At 61.8% G+C, this 17,709-nt stretch carries 17 protein-coding genes and 1 pseudogene; 8 read left to right on the top strand and 10 right to left on the bottom strand.

Features of this window, described 5'->3' with window-relative positions; translation table 11 throughout:
* Positions 1-177: 177 nt before the first annotated feature.
* Complete coding sequence (udp, locus tag CF137_RS17470) at positions 178-933, bottom strand: uridine phosphorylase (protein WP_042018691.1); 756 nt, start codon at positions 931-933, stop codon at positions 178-180.
* A 381-nt stretch (positions 934-1,314) separates the two neighbouring features.
* Here udp and yiaY point away from each other — a divergent pair, with 381 nt between their 5' ends.
* The 3 genes from yiaY (at position 1,315) to CF137_RS17485 (ending at position 3,753) form a co-directional block, all read left to right on the top strand.
* On the top strand, positions 1,315-2,466 hold the full coding sequence (yiaY, locus tag CF137_RS17475; RefSeq protein WP_139720653.1) for an L-threonine dehydrogenase: 1,152 nt from the start codon (positions 1,315-1,317) through the stop codon (positions 2,464-2,466).
* Positions 2,467-2,602: 136 nt separating this feature from the next.
* Positions 2,603-2,941, top strand: coding sequence for an outer membrane protein assembly factor BamE (bamE, locus tag CF137_RS17480; protein WP_042018688.1), 339 nt, complete (start codon positions 2,603-2,605; stop codon positions 2,939-2,941).
* Between the two features lie 182 nt (positions 2,942-3,123).
* On the top strand, positions 3,124-3,753 hold the full coding sequence (locus tag CF137_RS17485; RefSeq protein ID WP_139720655.1) for an NAD(P)H-binding protein: 630 nt from the start codon (positions 3,124-3,126) through the stop codon (positions 3,751-3,753).
* 145 nt (positions 3,754-3,898) lie between these two features.
* On the opposite strand, the gene CF137_RS17490 is transcribed toward CF137_RS17485, so the two are convergent.
* Positions 3,899-5,593 (bottom strand): pyridoxal phosphate-dependent decarboxylase family protein, encoded by a 1,695-nt coding sequence (locus CF137_RS17490; protein WP_139720657.1) that lies wholly within the window; start codon positions 5,591-5,593, stop codon positions 3,899-3,901.
* A gap of 223 nt (positions 5,594-5,816) precedes the next feature.
* Positions 5,817-6,833, bottom strand: a complete 1,017-nt coding sequence (locus CF137_RS17495) for a lipoate--protein ligase A (protein ID WP_139720659.1) — start codon at positions 6,831-6,833, stop codon at positions 5,817-5,819.
* Between the two features lie 428 nt (positions 6,834-7,261).
* Here CF137_RS17495 and CF137_RS17500 point away from each other — a divergent pair, with 428 nt between their 5' ends.
* Positions 7,262-9,724, top strand: a complete 2,463-nt coding sequence (locus tag CF137_RS17500; protein WP_139720662.1) for a diguanylate cyclase domain-containing protein — start codon at positions 7,262-7,264, stop codon at positions 9,722-9,724.
* A gap of 105 nt (positions 9,725-9,829) precedes the next feature.
* On the opposite strand, the gene CF137_RS17505 is transcribed toward CF137_RS17500, so the two are convergent.
* From CF137_RS17505 to CF137_RS17535, 7 genes are all read right to left on the bottom strand, one after another.
* A complete protein-coding gene (locus CF137_RS17505) occupies positions 9,830-11,029 on the bottom strand; it encodes an ABC transporter permease (protein ID WP_139720664.1) in 1,200 nt (399 codons plus the stop codon).
* Positions 11,029-12,243 (bottom strand): ABC transporter permease, encoded by a 1,215-nt coding sequence (locus tag CF137_RS17510; protein WP_139720666.1) that lies wholly within the window; start codon positions 12,241-12,243, stop codon positions 11,029-11,031. The genes CF137_RS17505 and CF137_RS17510 overlap by 1 nt, the downstream gene beginning before the upstream one ends.
* Positions 12,244-12,951, bottom strand: coding sequence for an ABC transporter ATP-binding protein (locus CF137_RS17515; protein ID WP_139720668.1), 708 nt, complete (start codon positions 12,949-12,951; stop codon positions 12,244-12,246).
* Positions 12,944-14,083, bottom strand: coding sequence for an efflux RND transporter periplasmic adaptor subunit (locus CF137_RS17520; RefSeq protein WP_139720670.1), 1,140 nt, complete (start codon positions 14,081-14,083; stop codon positions 12,944-12,946). The genes CF137_RS17515 and CF137_RS17520 overlap by 8 nt, the downstream gene beginning before the upstream one ends.
* Before the next feature lie 178 nt (positions 14,084-14,261).
* The gene (locus tag CF137_RS17525) at positions 14,262-14,684 is read right to left on the bottom strand and encodes a YeeE/YedE family protein (protein WP_162515973.1); all 423 of its coding nucleotides are present in this window, start codon (positions 14,682-14,684) and stop codon (positions 14,262-14,264) included.
* A gap of 13 nt (positions 14,685-14,697) precedes the next feature.
* Positions 14,698-15,111 (bottom strand): YeeE/YedE family protein, encoded by a 414-nt coding sequence (locus CF137_RS17530; RefSeq protein ID WP_162515974.1) that lies wholly within the window; start codon positions 15,109-15,111, stop codon positions 14,698-14,700.
* Positions 15,111-15,425 (bottom strand): ArsR/SmtB family transcription factor, encoded by a 315-nt coding sequence (locus CF137_RS17535; protein ID WP_139720675.1) that lies wholly within the window; start codon positions 15,423-15,425, stop codon positions 15,111-15,113. The genes CF137_RS17530 and CF137_RS17535 overlap by 1 nt, the downstream gene beginning before the upstream one ends.
* An 88-nt stretch (positions 15,426-15,513) precedes the next feature.
* Between CF137_RS17535 and CF137_RS17540 the strand changes: the two genes are divergently transcribed.
* From CF137_RS17540 to CF137_RS17555, 4 genes and pseudogenes are all read left to right on the top strand, one after another.
* The gene (locus CF137_RS17540) at positions 15,514-15,699 is read left to right on the top strand and encodes a YgaP family membrane protein (RefSeq protein ID WP_033136592.1); all 186 of its coding nucleotides are present in this window, start codon (positions 15,514-15,516) and stop codon (positions 15,697-15,699) included.
* A gap of 358 nt (positions 15,700-16,057) precedes the next feature.
* Positions 16,058-16,462, top strand: a complete 405-nt coding sequence (locus CF137_RS17545; RefSeq protein WP_139720677.1) for a hypothetical protein — start codon at positions 16,058-16,060, stop codon at positions 16,460-16,462.
* Positions 16,463-16,747: 285 nt separating this feature from the next.
* Entirely contained in the window at positions 16,748-17,476 is a 729-nt protein-coding gene (locus CF137_RS17550; protein WP_139720679.1) for an MgtC/SapB family protein, read from the top strand.
* Between the two features lie 98 nt (positions 17,477-17,574).
* Positions 17,575-17,709 (top strand): annotated as a pseudogene (locus tag CF137_RS17555) (IS1595 family transposase); the annotation flags it as partial.

A 17,709-nucleotide genomic window follows, 5' to 3' on the forward strand; every position in this document is an offset into this window, starting at 1 on the left:
CCTCGATCTTATGACGACAGTCCCTAGCGAGACGCGGTATCAAGACGGGTGTGAGAACAGTCGAAGGCAACAATAGAGGGAACAGGGACCAGCAGGGGCAAAACGGGGCGAACGACAGATAAAAGATAGGGGCCGTGCTTTCGCAACGGCCCCCACCCCCCACTCTTTGTGGTGCTATCAGATCAGCTTGCGGGCAGCGCCCAGTACGATCTTGATGGCATCAGATTCGGTCTTCGCCATGGTTTCGGCGTTCGGGATCTCTTGCTGGGTACGGTTGACGATAACGCCAGCCACCATACCGGCACGCAGGCCCTGGCTGGTGCACATGGTCAGCAGGGTGGCAGATTCCATCTCATAGTTCAGCACGCCCATGGCTTGCCACTCTTTCATGGAACCCTGGAAACGGCTCACTACACGGCCGGATACGGTGTCGTAACGCTCCTGACCCGGGTAGAAGGTATCGGAAGAGGCAGTCACACCGATGTGCAGCTTGGAGCCCATCTCTTTGGCGGTGTTGACCAGCGCTGTGGTGCAGTCGAAGTCGGCAACAGCCGGGAACTCCATCGGTGCAAAGTGCAGGCTGGCACCGTCAAGGCGCACGGAACCGGTAGTCACAATCACGTCACCCACGTTCAGGTGCGGCTGGATGGCGCCGGTGGTGCCGATACGCAGGAAGGTGTTGATACCCAGCTGGGCCAGCTCTTCTACCGCGATGGAGGTGGACGGGCCACCGATACCGGTAGAGCAGATGATCACGGCCTTGCCGTCCATCTCGCCGCGCCAGGAAGTGAATTCACGATGGCTGGCCAGGTGCACCGGGTTATCCAGCATCTCTGCGATGCGCTTGACGCGCTCGGGGTCACCGGGGACGATCGCCAGGGTGGCGCCTTGCAGATCCGCTTTCTTCAAACCCAAGTGAAATACATCAGACATATTGGACTCCTGGTTGCCCCCTGCCAGCATGGTCAGGGCGCAAGTTAAGATGATTCTTTATGATACTTTCAAGCCTTTACCCCCTATCTGGGGAGGCGCCAACTATGGTCGAAAGCGCTTTCCAATTCCTTGAAGCGCCTCACACTTCCACGCATTGACAGTCACAAACTCCATGCAAAACGTTTGCTAACCCAATGAAATAATTGACAAACGTTTTTCTGAAAAGTGAACAGGAAGCGGGAAAGTCAAGTCTGGTTCAACGCTTAATTAGCGACTCGTGATCGACCCCGTAAAGTTGTAAACAAGATGCTTTTGTATCCCACCTATGATGGTAACTTAGCCCTCAATTACCACTAAATGGCTAACTATAGGGAGTCCATCATGGCTACATTCAAGTTCTATATTCCTGCAATCAACCTGATGGGTGCCGGTTGTCTGCAAGAGGCTGCCGCCGATATCAAGGGTTACGGCTATCGCAAAGCGTTGATCGTTACCGACAAGATCCTCAACCAGATCGGCGTGGTCGCCAAGCTCACCACCCTGCTGGCTGAACATGGCATTGAGAGCGTGGTGTTCGATGAAACCAAGCCGAACCCCACCATGACCAACGTCGAAGCGGGTCTGGCCATGATCAAGGCCAACGGCTGCGACTGCGTCATCTCGCTGGGCGGCGGCTCGCCCCATGACTGCGCCAAGGGCATCGCCCTGGTGGCCGCCAACGGTGGCAGCATCAAGGATTACGAAGGGGTGGATCGCTCCGCCAAGCCGCAGCTGCCGCTCATCGCCATCAACACCACCGCCGGTACCGCCTCCGAGATGACCCGCTTCTGCATCATCACCGACGAAGCGCGCCACGTGAAAATGGCCATCATCGACAAGCACGTCACCCCGCTGATGTCGGTCAACGATCCCGAGCTGATGCTGGCCAAACCGGCCGGTCTCACTGCCGCCACCGGTATGGATGCCCTGACCCACGCCATCGAGGCTTATGTCTCCGTCATCGCCACCCCGGTGACCGATGCCAGCGCCGTGATGGCCATCGAGCTGGTGGCCAAGCACCTGCGCACCGCCGTCAACCGCGGCGATGATCTGCACGCCCGCGAGCAGATGGCCTATGCCCAGTTCCTGGCCGGCATGGCCTTCAACAACGCCAGCCTGGGTTACGTACACGCCATGGCCCACCAGCTGGGCGGTTTCTACGACCTGCCCCACGGTGTCTGCAACGCCGTGCTGCTGCCCCATGTTCAGGCCTACAACGCCCAGGTGAGCGCTGCCCGCCTGAAAGATGTAGCCCGCTACATGGGTGTTGACGTCAGCGCCATGAACGACCAACAGGGCGCCGCCGCCGCCATTGCCGCCATCAAGCAGCTGGCGCTGGATGTGAAGATCCCGGCCGGTCTGGAGCAGCTCGGCGTCAAGGCCGATGACTTCGATACCCTGGCCAGCAACGCCCTGAAAGATGCCTGCGGCTTCACCAACCCGAAACAGGCTAGCCACGAAGAGATCGTCGCCATCTTCCGCGCGGCGATGTAATGGTTGCCTGATTGCCGATAAGGGTCGCACTGCGACCCTTTTTATTGGCTGATGGATCAATGGCTTTTTACTTCCGTGGAGGGAGTCGGTATGATTTGCCGAGCCAAAAAGACTGTATGGATGATCTGAACTCGATATGCGGATGAAACACCTGATTGCCGCGGCTTTGACCGCCCTCACCCTCTCCGGTTGCAGCCTGGTCTATCGCATTGATATTCCTCAGGGCAACTATGTGGAACAAAAACAGGTCGACAAACTGCGCCAGGGGATGACCCGCGAGCAGGTCAGCTATGTGCTGGGCAGCCCCATGCTGCGCGACGGCTTTGACCCCAACAGCTGGTACTACCTCTATGAATTCCAGCCGGGCCACGGCGACAAGGAGCGTAAAGAGCTCACCGTCACCTTTGCCAATGAGCGGCTCACCACGGTGACGGGTGACTTCCCGCTGCCAGCGGCCTTCAATACCCCGCTCTGATATCCCGCAAAACCGGCCTCGCGCCGGTTTTGTTTTATCCAGCCCCGCGCTATGTATCCTGCCCGTTATCTTGTCAGAGGATGCTGTGTCATCGCCCCCCATTGCAGCGGCCCGCAAATTGACTGATGCTGATGAGCAGCCACCATGGCATCAACACCATCGAATGACACAGGGAGAAAACCATGAGCCGGATCCTGATTGCTGGCGCCAGCGGCCTTATTGGTCGTGAGCTGGTGCAACAACTGCCTGCCGAACATGAACTGACCCTGCTCTGTCGCAAGCCGGGCAAGGAGGCGCACCACTGGCTGCCGGTCAATTTTGATGATCTGGCCAGCGTCACCCTCTCCCGCCCGGTGGATATCGCCTTCTGTGCGCTCGGCACCACCCGCAAGGAGGCGGGCTCTGCCGAGGCGTTTCGCCGGGTCGATCTCGACTATGTGCTCGCCTTTGCCGAACTGGCCCGTCGCCACGGTTGTCAGCGGCTGATCGTGGTCTCGAGCATGGGGGCCAGCGCAGGCTCACCGGCCCTCTATCCACGCACCAAGGGGGAGATGGAGCAGGCGCTGCTGGCCCAATCCTGGCCGCGGCTCGCCATCGTGCGGCCAGCCATGCTGCTGGGGGATCGCCAGCCACCGCGCCGCTCGGAGCAGATCTTTCAGGCTATCTACCCGCTGTTTCGGCCGCTGCTGGTGGGCAAACTCGCCCGCTGGCGCGCCATTGAGGCCCAGCAGGTAGCCCGCGCCATGATCGCCCTCTCGAAACTGCCCGCCGGGTGCGAGATTGTCGAGAACGAGCAACTGCTGGCCCTCTAAACCCAGCCTTCCCCACTCCTTATCCAGCGACAGTAAAAACAAAGGGCAAGCCAGCTGGCTTGCCCTTTGTTTATCTTGTTGGCGAGATACACCCTAACCACCACTGGCCACTATTGGCCACGCTCGGCAGTCAGGGCGAGCGCCATCAACCGCGAATATGGTCGATAAAGGCGTCGATCTGCTCGCGGGTGCAGGCGGGGTTCATAAAGACCGCCTTCTCCCCGGCGATGTAGGAGTATTTGCCGCGGGCGTCGTAGTCGGAGTGGGCCACCGCCTCCACCCAGTTGGTGTAGAGCCCCACCTTGCCGCGCCCCTTGAACTGGCTGCGGTGGTAGTCGGTGTTGCGCTGCAAGCGCGCCTTGTAGGCGGGATCGCTGGAGCGGGCCAGTTCGAAGGCGAACTCGGCCTCCGGATCGCTCACCCACTCGGGGTTGTAGATCTTGAAGCCCACACTCGGCCCCTGATTCTCTTGCGCCACCAGTTTGACGTTGCCGAGCTGGCTTAACCGGAAGCGGAAGTAGTTGGCATTTTGCAAGCAGTGTGCCAGCACGGTGCGATATCCCTCGACCCCCATGTAGTTGAGGGCGGCATAGGCGCCGAACAAGCCGCTCGCCCCGCGAGAGCACTCGATGGTGGATTGCAGGTGGGTCTGGCCCTGAATGTCCCGCTCGAAGTAAGAGAAGTTCTCCGGGTCATTCTCCATCGCCTTGAGATCATCCTGCTCCTTGATCATCACCAGACTGGAGGTGTAGGGCACATAGCCCCACTTCTGGAAGTCGACAGTGAAGGAGTCGGCATATTTGAGCTCGGCAAAGCGTGCCACGTTGCGCTCGATGCCCGCCAAAGTGGCGCTGTTGATGGCGAGCGGGTTGGCGGCGAAGTCGTAACCCAGGAAGAAGATCATCGACCAGCCGATGGCGGCATCCACGTGGATGTGCGGTTTGACCGCCACCTCGAACTGCTCGCAGAGGCGATTGCGCAGCTCGAACACGGGTTTCACCTGATCCACCCCGAAGGTGTCGGTGGTGCCCATGGTGAGCATGATGGTGGGCACCACATGTTTCAGGGCAAAGCAGGCGGTCAGGGTGCGCTCAAGGTGGTCGAGATCGATGTCATTGTTCTCGCCAACCTGGATGCGGATGGTCTTGTTCTCGATGTCGACCCCGAGCAGGGAGAGGTTGGTGATGTTGGAGTAGTGACCGCCCTGGGAGTTGATGATGCGGTAATCCTGATAGTGGCCGAGCCCCTTGTGCTTGGCTTCGGGCAGGCTTTTGCGAATGCCGAGCAGGTAGCCATAGAGGTTACAAAAAGTCCCCCCCTGGGTGAAGATGCCGGTGGCCCGCTCGGGGTCATAGCCCGCCAGCAGCGCAATCTGGCGCACCACCTTCTTCTCCAGCTCCTCGGCCACCCCGGCATATTCGGAGTAGACCAGATTGGGGTTGGCCAGAATGCCCAACTGGGCGCCGTAGATGGCGGGATCCGCCGACATGGTGATGACGTTCTCGACGCTGGAGGGGTTCTCCCAATCCTTCGACAGCGCGCCGGCAAACAGCAGCTCGGCCATCGGCTCGCCCGGGGTGCGCATGGTGGCAGGCACTGGCATGGTTTCACACAAGTCGGCGAGGCGGGCACGGCCATCGGGCCAGGCATTCAGGCGGGCATCCGGGGCCAGACCACGGGCACGAAATTCATTGAGGGTGGCAAATCCGGGTTCGCGAAAAACGGGCCAGAGATCGGGATTACGCGAGAAAAAGTTGGCTTTGACTGTGGCGAAACGGGCGGAGAAATCGGGGTGGACGGCATTGACGCTTTCGTCTTGCAGATAAACTAAGTCACTCATTTTTATACCATTAGTACAGCAAATGTGCGGCCGTTATACCCCTGTGCCAGAGGGGCCGACAGCGACAATATCTAATGGCCTCCCCTACTTTTAGTCATGTATCAGCCATGACAAGGGCTGGCAAAAAGGCGCCTTTGAGGCACCTCTTTATATTTCGTGATCTTGCTCGCATCCTGGCTGATAGAGCCCTCACTACCAAGCCGCCATCAGCGCAGCGCAAACCTCAACGCAAGGAAGCCAACAGCCACTCGGCAAATTCCGCCAGCTCGACCTGCTGCTGCGGGAAGGCCGCCAGCCAGGGCAGCAGGCGCGCGGCAACCGTGTCCGGCCGATAGCCGCAACCCACCAGCTCGGCCGCCAACAGATCAAACGGGGCAGGCTCCAGGGTATCGCTGAACAGCTGCGCCCGGGTGATGGACCCTTTCTCCACATCAAAGTGCAGCTCCACCCCGCCCCAGCTGAACCGCTCCTCCAGCAGATGGCTGAAAGCCGGGGCATGGCCATAGTTCCACTCCCAGCTGCGCTGGCGGGCGAAGGTCTCGGCAAAGCCCGGCAGATCCGGCATCTGCTCGGGGGAGATATGCTCGGGCGCAACCTGCACGCCATAGTGGTGGAAGAACGCCTCGGCCAGCGCCTCGCCCACCTGTTGATGGTCAATCCCCGGCAGCAGTTCGCACAGATTGGCAACCCGGCTGCGCACCGAGGTGATCCCCTTGGCCGCCAGCTTTTTGGGGTCTGGGTTGAGGTAGTTGGCCAGACGGCCGAGATCGGCCTCCAGCAGCAGAGTGCCGTGGTGGAAACCGCGATCCAGGGTCTCCCTGTAAGCCGAACCCGATACCTTGCGCTCCCCGTCCGGGGTCGCCACCAGCAGATCGTTGCGACCGGAGGCAAACGCCTCAATCCCCAAGCGCTTGAGCCCGTCCAGCACGATGGCGGTGGAGATGCTCTTGTCATACTCCGGCTTGCCCGCCATAAAGGTAAAGCAACTGTTGCCAAGGTCGTGGAACACGGCTCCGCCGCCACTGCTGCGGCGCGCCAGGGTCACCCCATCCTCCTCCATCCGGCGGGTGTTGCACTCCTTCCACGGATTCTGGGCCCGGCCGATCACCACGGTATTGGCGTTGCGCCAGAGGAACAGCACCCGCTGGCCGGGATCCATCTGGCGGAAGATGCACTCCTCGACGGCTAGGTTGAACAAGGGATCGTGAGAGTCGGAGACAAACAGACGCAAGCGGGGCATAAAAGGACCTTATCTAGAACAGGGGGCGGCATGATAACACTGACGGGGCCATCACTGGCCCGTTGCAGATTAACCGGTGCGCAGCAGCTACGACACATTTGCTTCACACCTGAGCGCCCCGTAAAAGTATCTATTGATATAACGACACAGCTTGACGTGCAACCACAGGAAAAATGCAGTTTAGCCACAATGGCCACGATAAAAACGGAAAAAAATGGCTAGAATGCGACCACTCCGATAGGCCATATGACTCTCTTGTTGGTCACATAACGTGCAAAAAAACGGCATATATCTATCCCGTGTAATGAACGACACAAAAATGACTTTCTATACCTCCAATACCCTATTGCAAAAGCCTTTTTCCCTTTGCAGGTTACCAAAAATTGCTTGAATCCAGCGCTGACACCCCCTCCCCAGAGAAGAGTTGTATGACGGCGAACGCAGCCCCCCGCCAGCGCCTCAGCTGGTTTCTGCCAATGCTGGTCGGTATGGTCATCGCCACCCTGACCTCCCCCCCCGCGCGGGCCTGGGAGCAGGTCATCGTCCAGTTGCCGTGGCAACACCAGTTCCAGTTTGCCGGTTACTACGCGGCCATCGCCAAGGGATTTTATCGGGAAGCCGGTCTGCAGGTCACCCTGCGCGAAGCGAACTCCCGCACCGATGTGGTCAGCGAGGTGATCTCGGGAAAGGCCCATTTCGGTATCAGCGGCAGTGATCTGCTGCTGGATCGGGCTGCCGGTCGTCCGGTGGTGGTGCTCGCCGCCGTGCTGCAGCACTCGCCGCTGGTCCTGCTCACCCTGGATCGGCCAGATATTCGCAACCCGGCCGATCTGGTCAACAAGCGGCTGATGCTGGAGCCGGGCTCCAACGAGCTGCTGACCTACCTCGCCCACCAGACCCGCAGCCGCGACTGGGTCACCCTCCCCTACAAACAGGGGGTGCAGGCACTGCTGGCGGGCGAGGTGGATGCCATCAGCGCCTACAGCTCCACCGAGCCCTTCAATCTGCAGCAAAAAGGGATCCCCTATCGGGTCTTCAGCCCGCGCACCATCGACTTCGACTTCTACGGCGACAACCTGTTTACCTCGGAGCGGGAGCTGATCACCCGACAGGATCGGGTCTACGCCTTCCAGCAGGCCAGCCTCAAGGGGTGGCGCTATGCGATGGACAACCCCGAAGAGATGATCGACCTGATCATGGCGCAGTACCCGAGCGGTGCTGGCCGTGAACAGCTGGAGTTCGAGGCCCACGAGACCAGAGAGCTGATGCAGCCGGATCTTATCGAACCGGGTTACATGCAGCAGGAGCGCTGGCTGCAGATCGCCAAAACCTATCTGGAGGCGGGCCTGCTCACGGTATTGCCCAACCTAGACCGCTTTATCTACGACCCGGCGCAGGAGCGGCTGCGCCAGCAACGGCAGCTGCTCGACAAGAGCGTGGCGGTGGCCATGCTCATCACCTTTACCCTGATGACCCTGCTCGGCATCTTCTTGCACCTCTACCTGCGCCTGCGTGAGGAAGCGCGGGATCGCCAGCGGCTGACCCGTGAACTGGCCCAGAGCGAGCAGCACTACCGTTTCGTGGCGGAGAACAGCGCCGATGTAATCTGGACCATGGATGCCGCCAGCTTGCGCTTTCGCTATGTCAGTCCGGCCATTGCCCCCCTGAGCGGCTACGAAGCTCCCGAGCTGTTTGCCCTGCCCCTCAAACAGCTGCTGCCAGATGCCTCAAGGCAACTGCTGCGCGAGGAGATCTCTGCCACCCTGGAGGCCTGGCAGCGGGGTGAACATGACCAGACCCGCCGGGTCATTCGCACCCAGCTGCGCCACAAGGATGGTCATCTGGTGGCGACCGAGACCATCACTACCCTTCATGGCAACCACCAGGCCCAACCGGAGTCGATCCTCGGGGTCACCCGGGATATCACCGAACGGGCGGCGCGGGAGGAGATGATGCGCCGCCTCGCCTTCTACGACCCCCTCACCGGGCTGCCCAATCGCCGCTTGCTGCAACAACGGCTCAACGAGCTGCTGGAGCAGCAGGAACCAAGTCCGCTGGCATTGATGTTCATCGATCTCGATCACTTCAAGCCGATCAACGACACCTTCGGCCATGAGACCGGGGATATCCTGCTCAACCTGGTGGCCGAGCGGATGAGCCACTGCGTGCGCAAACAGGATCTGGTGGCGCGGCTGGGGGGCGACGAGTTCGTTATTTTGCTGCCGGAGAGCGGCGATGAAGTGCTGGCGGTGGCCGACAAGCTGCACCAGCAGCTGCGCCATCCGTTCCAGCTGGAGGGGCAGGAGCTGCTTATCTCCAGCAGCATCGGGCTGGCGCTCTATCCCGAGCACGGGGAGGATGCCAAGACCCTGATGCACCACGCCGATCAGGCCATGTATCAGGCGAAGCATCGCGGCCGCGGCCGGGTCTGCCTCTTTACCGCAGGCCTTGATCCTGCACAGGGCGCCCTGCTGTGGCAACCCGGCCACGAGTGCGGTCACCCGCGCATCGATGCCGAGCATCGCCAGCTGTTCGTGCTGACCAACCGGCTGCTGGAGCGGATGAAAGATCAGCACGAGACTCCGGCCCCGTTTCTGGAGAGCCTGGAGAGCCTGTTCGAGATGGCCCGTCACCACTTCGCCTTTGAAGAGCAGATGCTGGCGGAGATCGACTATCGGGAGCTCGTCAGCCACCGTCAGGATCACCAGCGCCTGCTCAACAAGGCGGACCAGCTGCTGCACGCCGCCAAAGCGGGGATGCTGGGCAACGACGAGCTGCTCAACTTCATTATTCAGGAGCTGGTGGTCGGCCACATGAGTCAGGCAGATCGCCGCTACTTCCCCCTGTTTAGGCCAGAGCGCACGTTGCCAGTTGCAGAGGTGGTCGCCTAGTTCCCCCCTGTTCAGGCCAGAACGCAGCTTGCCGGTCGCAGAGGTGGTCGCCTAGTTCCCCCTGTTCAGACCCGAGCGTAACGCGCCTCTTGCGGAAGGGGCGACCTAGTCACCCCGCAGGGCAACCACGGGGTCGAGACGCACCGCCCGCAAGGCGGGGGCAACCCCGGCAAGCAGACCGACCAGGGCGCTGCAACCGAGCGCCAGCAGCAAATAGAGAGGATGGAGGGTAAGCGGCAACCCGGCAGCAAGCAAGGTGAGCAGCAGCTTGAGCCCCCCGAGCAGGGCCAGCCCCATGGCCCCGCCCAGCAGCGCCAGCACCACGGCTTCGAGCAGAAACAGCAGCAGGATGCGGCGCCGCGGGCAACCCAGCGCCATCAATAAGCCGACTTCGGGGATCCGCTCCTGCTGGGCGATGCTCATGATGCTGAAGATGCCGACCGCCCCGATCAGCAGCGAGATAATGCCGAGCCCGCCAACCGCCAGCTTGATGATGGAGAGGATTTTGTCGAGGCTGGTCAGCATGTCTTGCTGGGAGGTGAGGGTGAAATCCTCGGCGCCGTGGCGAGCGATCAGCACTCGCCGGATCTGGGCGGTGATCTCGGCCTCCGTCTGCCCGGCGCGATAGATGACGTCGATCTCCTGCAACCCCTCCTTGTTGAACAGCGCCTGGGCGTGAGCAGCGGGCAGATAGATCATGTCGTCCAGATCAAAGCCGAGAAATTGCCCTTTGGGGGCCAGCACCCCGGCTACCCGAAAACGGCGATCACCGGCGCGCAGCAGGCTCCCCGGCCCATCGCCGCCGGGAAACAGCTCCGCCGCCACCTTGGAACCCAGCACCGCATAGGCGCGGGGCATGGCACTGTCGTCCGCAGGCAGAAAACGCCCCTGCACCAGGGTGAGTCGCCAGCCGGAGAGCGCCGCCGAGCCGGTGCCCAGAATGGCGGTGCTGCGGGTCAGTCCGCGGCTGCGCACCTCCCCCTGCCCCTGCACCACAGGGAGCGCTGCCTCGATACCCGGCAATCTGGCCAAGGCATCGGCATCCTCCAGCAGCAGGGGACGGCTGCTGGAGAGGATACCGGGCGGACCGCCAGCGGTTTCGGTCTTGCCCGGCGTCACGGCAATCAGCCGGGTGCCGAATTGGGAGAAACTGTCGAGCAGATAGAGCCTGAGCCCCTCGCCGATGCCGGTGAGCAGGGTCACCGAGGCGATCCCGATGGCGATACCCAGCGCCGACAGCAGGCTGCGGCTGCGCCCTGCCAGCAAGGCGCGCCACAACCAGAACAGCAGATCGGCGAGGCGCATCAGCCACCGCTCCATTGCCCGCTGCGCAGGCTGCTGACCGGATCTTGTCTTGCCGCCCGGGAGGCTGGCAGCCAGCTAAAAAACAGCCCGGTCAGCAGGGCCGCCGGTATGGTGCAGAGGGTCGCGAGCAAAGGGACCGCCACCGGAAAACTGGGCCAGATCAGCGCGGCAAGGGCCACCAGGGCATAACCCAGAGCAGTGCCAAACAGCGCGCCACTGCCGCTCAGCAGCAGCGCCTCCCACAAAAACAGCTGGCGGATCTGGCGACTGTCAGCCCCCAGCGCCTTGAGCAGGCCGATCTCGCCGGTGCGCTGGCGGGTGCTGATCAGCGCCAGATTCATCATCATGATGCCGGAGACCAGCAGACTGATGGCGCCTATACCGGCGACCGCCAGGGTGAGGGTAGCGAGAATGGTGGAGAAGGTGGCCAGCATGGCGTCACGCCTCACCACGGTGACATCGAGCACCCCGTGGCGCGCCTGCATCAGTTGCTCCAGTCGCTTGACCAGCTGGGGCACCGCTTGCCCCGCCAGCGGCTGGATCAGCAGCCGAAACAGCCCCTCGGTATTGAATAGCCGCATGGCGCTGCCCACCGGGATCAGCGCGGCCTCGGCCATATCCATCCCCAGATTGCTGCTCTGGCTGGTGAAGACCCCCACCACCCGAAAGCGGCGATTGTCAAAACGCAGCCACTGGCCAACCGGATCGGCCTGACCGAACAGCTCCCGGGCCACCACGGCCCCGAGCAAGACGACCGGTCGATCCTCTGCGGCATCCCCCGGCAGCCAGCGGCCAGACAACAACTCCAGCCCGTGGGTATCGCGCAGCCCGTTGCTGCTGCCAAGCAGCATGGTCTGGCGCAGCCGCGCCCCCTGCTTGGCCTCGGCAAAGCCCATCACCAGCGGCACCAGCCGCACCTTGGGCTGATGCTGGCCAAGGTAGTGCATGTCATCGAGGGTGATCTGCCGCAGGCTGTTGCCGGTGACTGGCGGCAGCCCACCAGTGGTCTCCTTGCGCCCCGGGAACATCACCAGCAGATCCTTGCCAAGGGAGCTGAACTGGTCGGCCACATAGCGTCTCGCCCCCTCCCCCAGCGCGGTGAGCAGCAGCACCGAGGTGACGCTCAGACTCACCGCCAAAATCAATACCAGCGCCCGTGAGCGCTGACGCAGCAGGGCCACGGCGGCAAAGCGGATAACATCGGGCCGCCGCATTCAGCCCCCACCACTATAAGTGCTATCAATGCTGTCGGAGCTAATACGGCCATCATTCATCAGGATCCGCCTGCCCGCCCGTTCACCGAGGCGCGGATCGTGGGTCACCACCACCAGCGTGATCCCCTGCTCCCGGTTGAGCCCCTCAAGCAGGGTAATCACCTCCTCCCCTGAGCGGGAGTCGAGATTGCCGGTGGGCTCGTCGGCCAGGATCAGTCGCGGTGCCATCGCCATGGCCCGGGCGATGGCAACCCTCTGACGCTGACCGCCGGAGAGCTCGGCAGGGCGGTGTCCGGCCCGGTTCTCCAGCCCCAGCTCCCCCAGCAACTGCTGGCTGCGGCGATGGCGCTCGGCGGGGGCGATCCCGCACAGCATCAGCGGCAGCTCGACATTTTCACGGGCGGTGAGGCGGGAGATCAGGTGAAACGACTGGAACACGAAACCGATGCGATGGCCGCGCAGCTGAGCCAGCGCTGGTTCTGACAGGGTGGCGGTATCTTCCCCTCCCAGCCAGTAACGCCCCTCGTCGGGCCGATCCAGCAGCCCCAGCACATTGAGCAGAGTCGATTTGCCGGAGCCCGAGGGGCCCATCACCGCCAGATACTCCCCCTCGGCAACCCGCAGGGAAATTCGCTCGAGGGCGGCCACTTCGCTGCCGCCAAGAGTGAAACGACGGCTGACGGCATCAAGGCGAATGAGATCACTCATCCGTCTGCTCCGTGGCGGCGCTGAAAGGGCCCTCCTCGACAATCTGTCCGGGCTGGGCTGCCAGCCGATCACCGGCGGCGAGCCCCTCGGCCACCTCAATCCAGTTCCAGTTCTCCACGCCCCAGCGGGGCACCACCCGCATCAGCCTATCCCCTTCCAACCGCAACACGCTGCCATCGTCGGCTCGGCTGCTGGCCGCTACCCGCAACACATCGGTGGCGCGGGTCACCTCAACCTCAAGGTCAGCGCTGTAGCCGATAAGCAGGGGCACGTCAGTGGGCAGAGCGGTGAGCGCAGCCTCCACCTCCACGGTGCGGGCCTGCTTCTCAAGCTCCTTCACATAGGGGGCGATGCGGGTGACGGTGGCGGCAAAATCGCGCCCGGGCATGGCGTCGAGCAGTACCCGGGCAGACTGGCCCACCTTGAGGCGGGCGGCATCCACCTCATCGATGGGGGCTGAGACATAGAGGCAGCGATCGTCGATGAGATCGATAACCGGAGGCATGGCTACCCCGGGCGGTGAGGGAGTCATGTACTCGCCGAGCTTGCTGTTGACCTCCGCCACTACCCCGGCAAACGGCGCCTGCAGGCGGCGCTCGCTCAAGCGAGCCGCCACCTGGGCGACCTGCGCCTCGTCAACCCGCTCCTGCTGACGGGATGCGCGGCAGATATAGCGGCGGGTATCGGCCAGATTCTGGGCCTGCTCGGCGAGCGTGCGGGAGGTGAGGTTTTTGGCCAGCAAGGTGGCCAGCCGGTTGGCCTCCCGCTCGTAGTAGGCCGCCTCACTGCAGCGCTCCTCGCGCTGGGTCTTGCCAAGTGCCTGCTGGGCACGGGCGCGACTGAGATCGGCGCGGATATCGTCGCTCCAGAGGGTCAGCAGCAGCTCTCCCTTCGCCACCCTGTCCCCGGCCTTGACGGCGATCTGCTCCACCACGCCGCCCCCAGGCAGACTAAGCCCGGCCCGCTGACAGGATTTGATGGTGCCAGCCCGGGTGTTGACCACGGTGACCAGCACATCCCCGCGCCCGACCTCAGCCAGTCTGATCGGCGTCGGCTGCGGCCGCCACCACCATGCCGCGGCAGCCACCGCTACCACGGCGCCACTTACCCACCACAGCCAACCTCTCTTCATCGCGCATCCTTTCGCTAGTGACTCCCGTCATGAGCGTCGGGAGAGCAGGGCATAGTAGAGCAAGGGTATCACCACCAGGGTGAGCAAGGTGGAGACCAGGATCCCGAAAAATGAGAGCACAGCGCCAACTTGACGGAATAACCCTATTACCACAAACGCCCATCGCTGGCGCCTGTAGTTAGCTACGCAAGCGGGCCCATACCTGATCAACCAACAGGATCCCGGCCACCATGGCCGCGATAAACAACATTATCATGGGTTGCCCGCTGGAAATGAGACTCAGAGCTGGCCCCGGACAGATGCCCACCAGCCCCCAGCCGATGCCAAACAGCGCGGCTCCGCCGATCAGCCGGCGATCCAGCCGAGGGGCTGGTACGGCGACGATGGGCTCCCCTAGCAAGCTCTGGTGACGGGGTTTCACCAGCAGAAAATAACCGGGCATAAAGACCAGCAGGGCGCCCCCCATCACGAAGGCGAGGCTGGGATCCCAAGCCCCGGCCAGATCGAGAAAACCAGTGACCCGGGCGGGATCCACCATGCCGGAGATGGCCATCCCCAGCCCGAACAACAGGCCCGCAAACAAACTTGTCAGCAACTTCATGGCGATCAGCCCCTTACAACAGATGATGAGTAACGAAGACGGTGATGAAACCGGCCGCCATAAAGGTCAGGGTGGCGACGATGGATCGCAGCGAGAGCCGCCCCATGCCACAGATGCCGTGGCCGCTGGTGCAGCCATTGCCAAGACGGGTACCGATGCCGACCAGCAGACCGGCCAGCAGCACCACTGGCCAACCGGGCAGGGTGGTGAATGTGGGCATGCTGGCCCAACCCAGGGTCAGCGCCAACCAGGCGCCTGCGCCCAATCCCAGCAGAAACAGCACCTGCCAGCGCGCCCGGTGTTGCAGCGCACCGGCCAGAATGCCGCTGATCCCGGCGACCCGGCCGTTGAACAACATCAGGATCAGGGCCGACAGCCCTGCCAGCATGCCGCCGCCCAAAGAGAGCAGCCATTGGCTTTCCATCATCAAGATTCCTTATTTTCTGAGTGACAAAAATGGGTTTGCAGCGCCGCTAGTACATCGGCGGCCGCCTCGCTCACCAGCGAGTAGTAGATCTGCTGGGAGACCTTGCGCGAATGGATAAGGCCCTGGCGCTTCAATACCGACAGTTGCTGGGAGAAGGCCGACTGCCCCAGTTGGCTGTGGGCCAGCAGCTCCCCGACCCCCTTCTCCCCCTCCACCAGCTGGCAGAGCACCATCAGGCGTTCGGGATGAGCCAACGCCTTGAGCAGGGAGGCGGCGGCTGTCGCATGTCTGTTCATCTGGTCGAATTGGCTCATAAGAGTAAATTAGCAATTGCTGATATTTGTTCTATTGTATAAAACAACACTAAATTAGCAATATCTAAAGTAGATAGGGAGAAAGACCATGACTGTAGATAACGGAGTCAGAATCGTCGCGGGTTGCATGTTGCTGCTCTCGCTGATCCTTACCACCTGGGTACATCCGGGCTTTGTCTGGTTGAGCGCCTTTGTCGGGGTCAACCTGATCCAGAGCGCCTTCACCGGTTTCTGCCCGGCAGCGATGATCCTCAAACGGATGGGATTGAAATAACCGGGTCAGGGGTGAGCACCCCGGGACGGAAAGCGGGGCTTTCGATTATGTTTCAAGATGTTGCTGTGGGCGGCGCGGGGTTTACCCTGCCTGCCGCCTCGGCTATCATTCGAGCCTCTTATCAATAGCGGAGACCATCAGTGGGCAACTCATCAAGTGACAGTTGTAGACCGGCCCTGTCAGCCGGTACCAAGGTCGCGAGCTAGCCGCAGGTCTTTCTCTGCCGCATGCTCGCAGCCCTGCGAGAAGCGGAAATCCACTCCCCTCTTCTCTTTTTACACTTGACGTCTGGTGACCATTGGCCACAAGCCATGGCCGCCATGCCTGCATAGTTTCTGCTTCCCACAAGGAGGCTGCTATGCGCTTTATCTCAATTAAACCGGCTGCGGATCCCACGGTCGCAACAGGTTTTGTTGCAACCCGGGCTCACCCCCTGCTGAGCAAGCTCGGCCGTGGCATGTTGCCACGCTGGCTGGGCGGCAAACCACGCCAGCACCACTATCGGTTGCAGATCCGCTGCGAGGATCGCGCCGATATGGAGCAGGTGCTGGATATGGTGAATCACACCCTGCAACCAGCGGGGCTGCAACCGATGCAATCGATGAAGCCGGGTCGCAGCGGCGGGCGTGAGCTGGTGCTCAACCTGCAGTGCACCCCGCCCCAGCGACGCTATCTGGTGCAGTTTGTTCATCAGGTCGGGGTGGCACACCCGGTGCGCTGGCAACTGCGCCCGCGCATCGACTGCGATCCCGAGCTCAACTGAGCGCGCACCTGCGTTAACCACAGTGAAAGGGGCCAGCCACGCTGGCCCCCTTGTCGTAAGCAGCGCCTGACCTGCGGCGGATCGGGTCACCGATACGCCGTCCATACTCGCACTTATGTTTGCACTTATGTTCGCGCCTATACTCGGCTCGCCCCCCAGGTACCCAAGTGCGCGCGCTGTGTTGTTTTTCTGCTGGCCGTCAGCGCAATCATTCCCTGATCCATCCGCCATCCTGCGTTTCATCATGGATTGCGCCAAGCCAGCACTTATCAGAAGGAGTACGCCATGAAGATGTGGCAACAAATTGACATGATCTCCCTGCTCGACACCCTGGCCAGCCTGCTGCTCGCCTTTGTGCTCGGCAGTCTGGTCGGGCTGGAGCGGCAATATCGCCAACGTACCGCGGGCCTGCGCACCAACGTGCTGGTCGCCGTGGGGGCAGCCCTGTTCGTCAGCCTGGCCCAGCGCATCTATGACCTGCACGGCGGCAACTACAACGTGGTCCATGTGGTGGCCTATATCGTCTCCGGCATCGGCTTTCTCGGCGCCGGTGTCATCATGCGCGAGTCGGGCAATATCCGCGGCATCAACACCGCCGCTACCCTCTGGGGCGTGGCAGCGGTCGGCGCCGCCTGTGGCGCCGGGCTGGCCATGGAGGCAATCCTCGGCGCCCTCTTTGTGCTGGCCGCCAACACCCTGCTGCGACCGCTGGTCAATCAGATCAATCGTCGCCCGGTAGACAATACCGACACCGAAGTAACCTACAAGGTGACCGCGCTAACCCAGCGCGAACATCAAAAAGAGGTGCTGCACTGGCTGGAAGAGATGCTGGAGCAAGCCAACTATCCCATGAGTGAGCTCGACATCGAGCCGTTTGGCGAAGGGGATCTGGAGATCTCGGCGGTGCTGCTCGCCACCTCCATCGATGGCGACGAGCTGGATGCCCTGATGCAAAAACTGGCCATCCACCCCCATATCAAGCAGGTGTTCTGGCGTACCAGTACCACGGATTAAGAAAAAAGAGTCACAGGGACGGGCAAAAAAAGGCGCTGTCCCAATTATGTGTTGAAAGGCTAAGCTTGAAGTAGGCCATCACCTTGAGGTCTACCATCATGGATACCCCAGCCTTTCAACACCTGTTGTCTCTGTTTCCACAACTTACCCTGCGCCAACGCCGTGTTGCCCAACAGGAGCTCACTGCGCCCCACGCCATTACCTCACTCAATACCCAGTTACCGGCATGCTGT

Source organism: Aeromonas sobria (assembly GCF_006243315.1).
Lineage (GTDB): Bacteria > Pseudomonadota > Gammaproteobacteria > Enterobacterales > Aeromonadaceae > Aeromonas > Aeromonas sobria_A.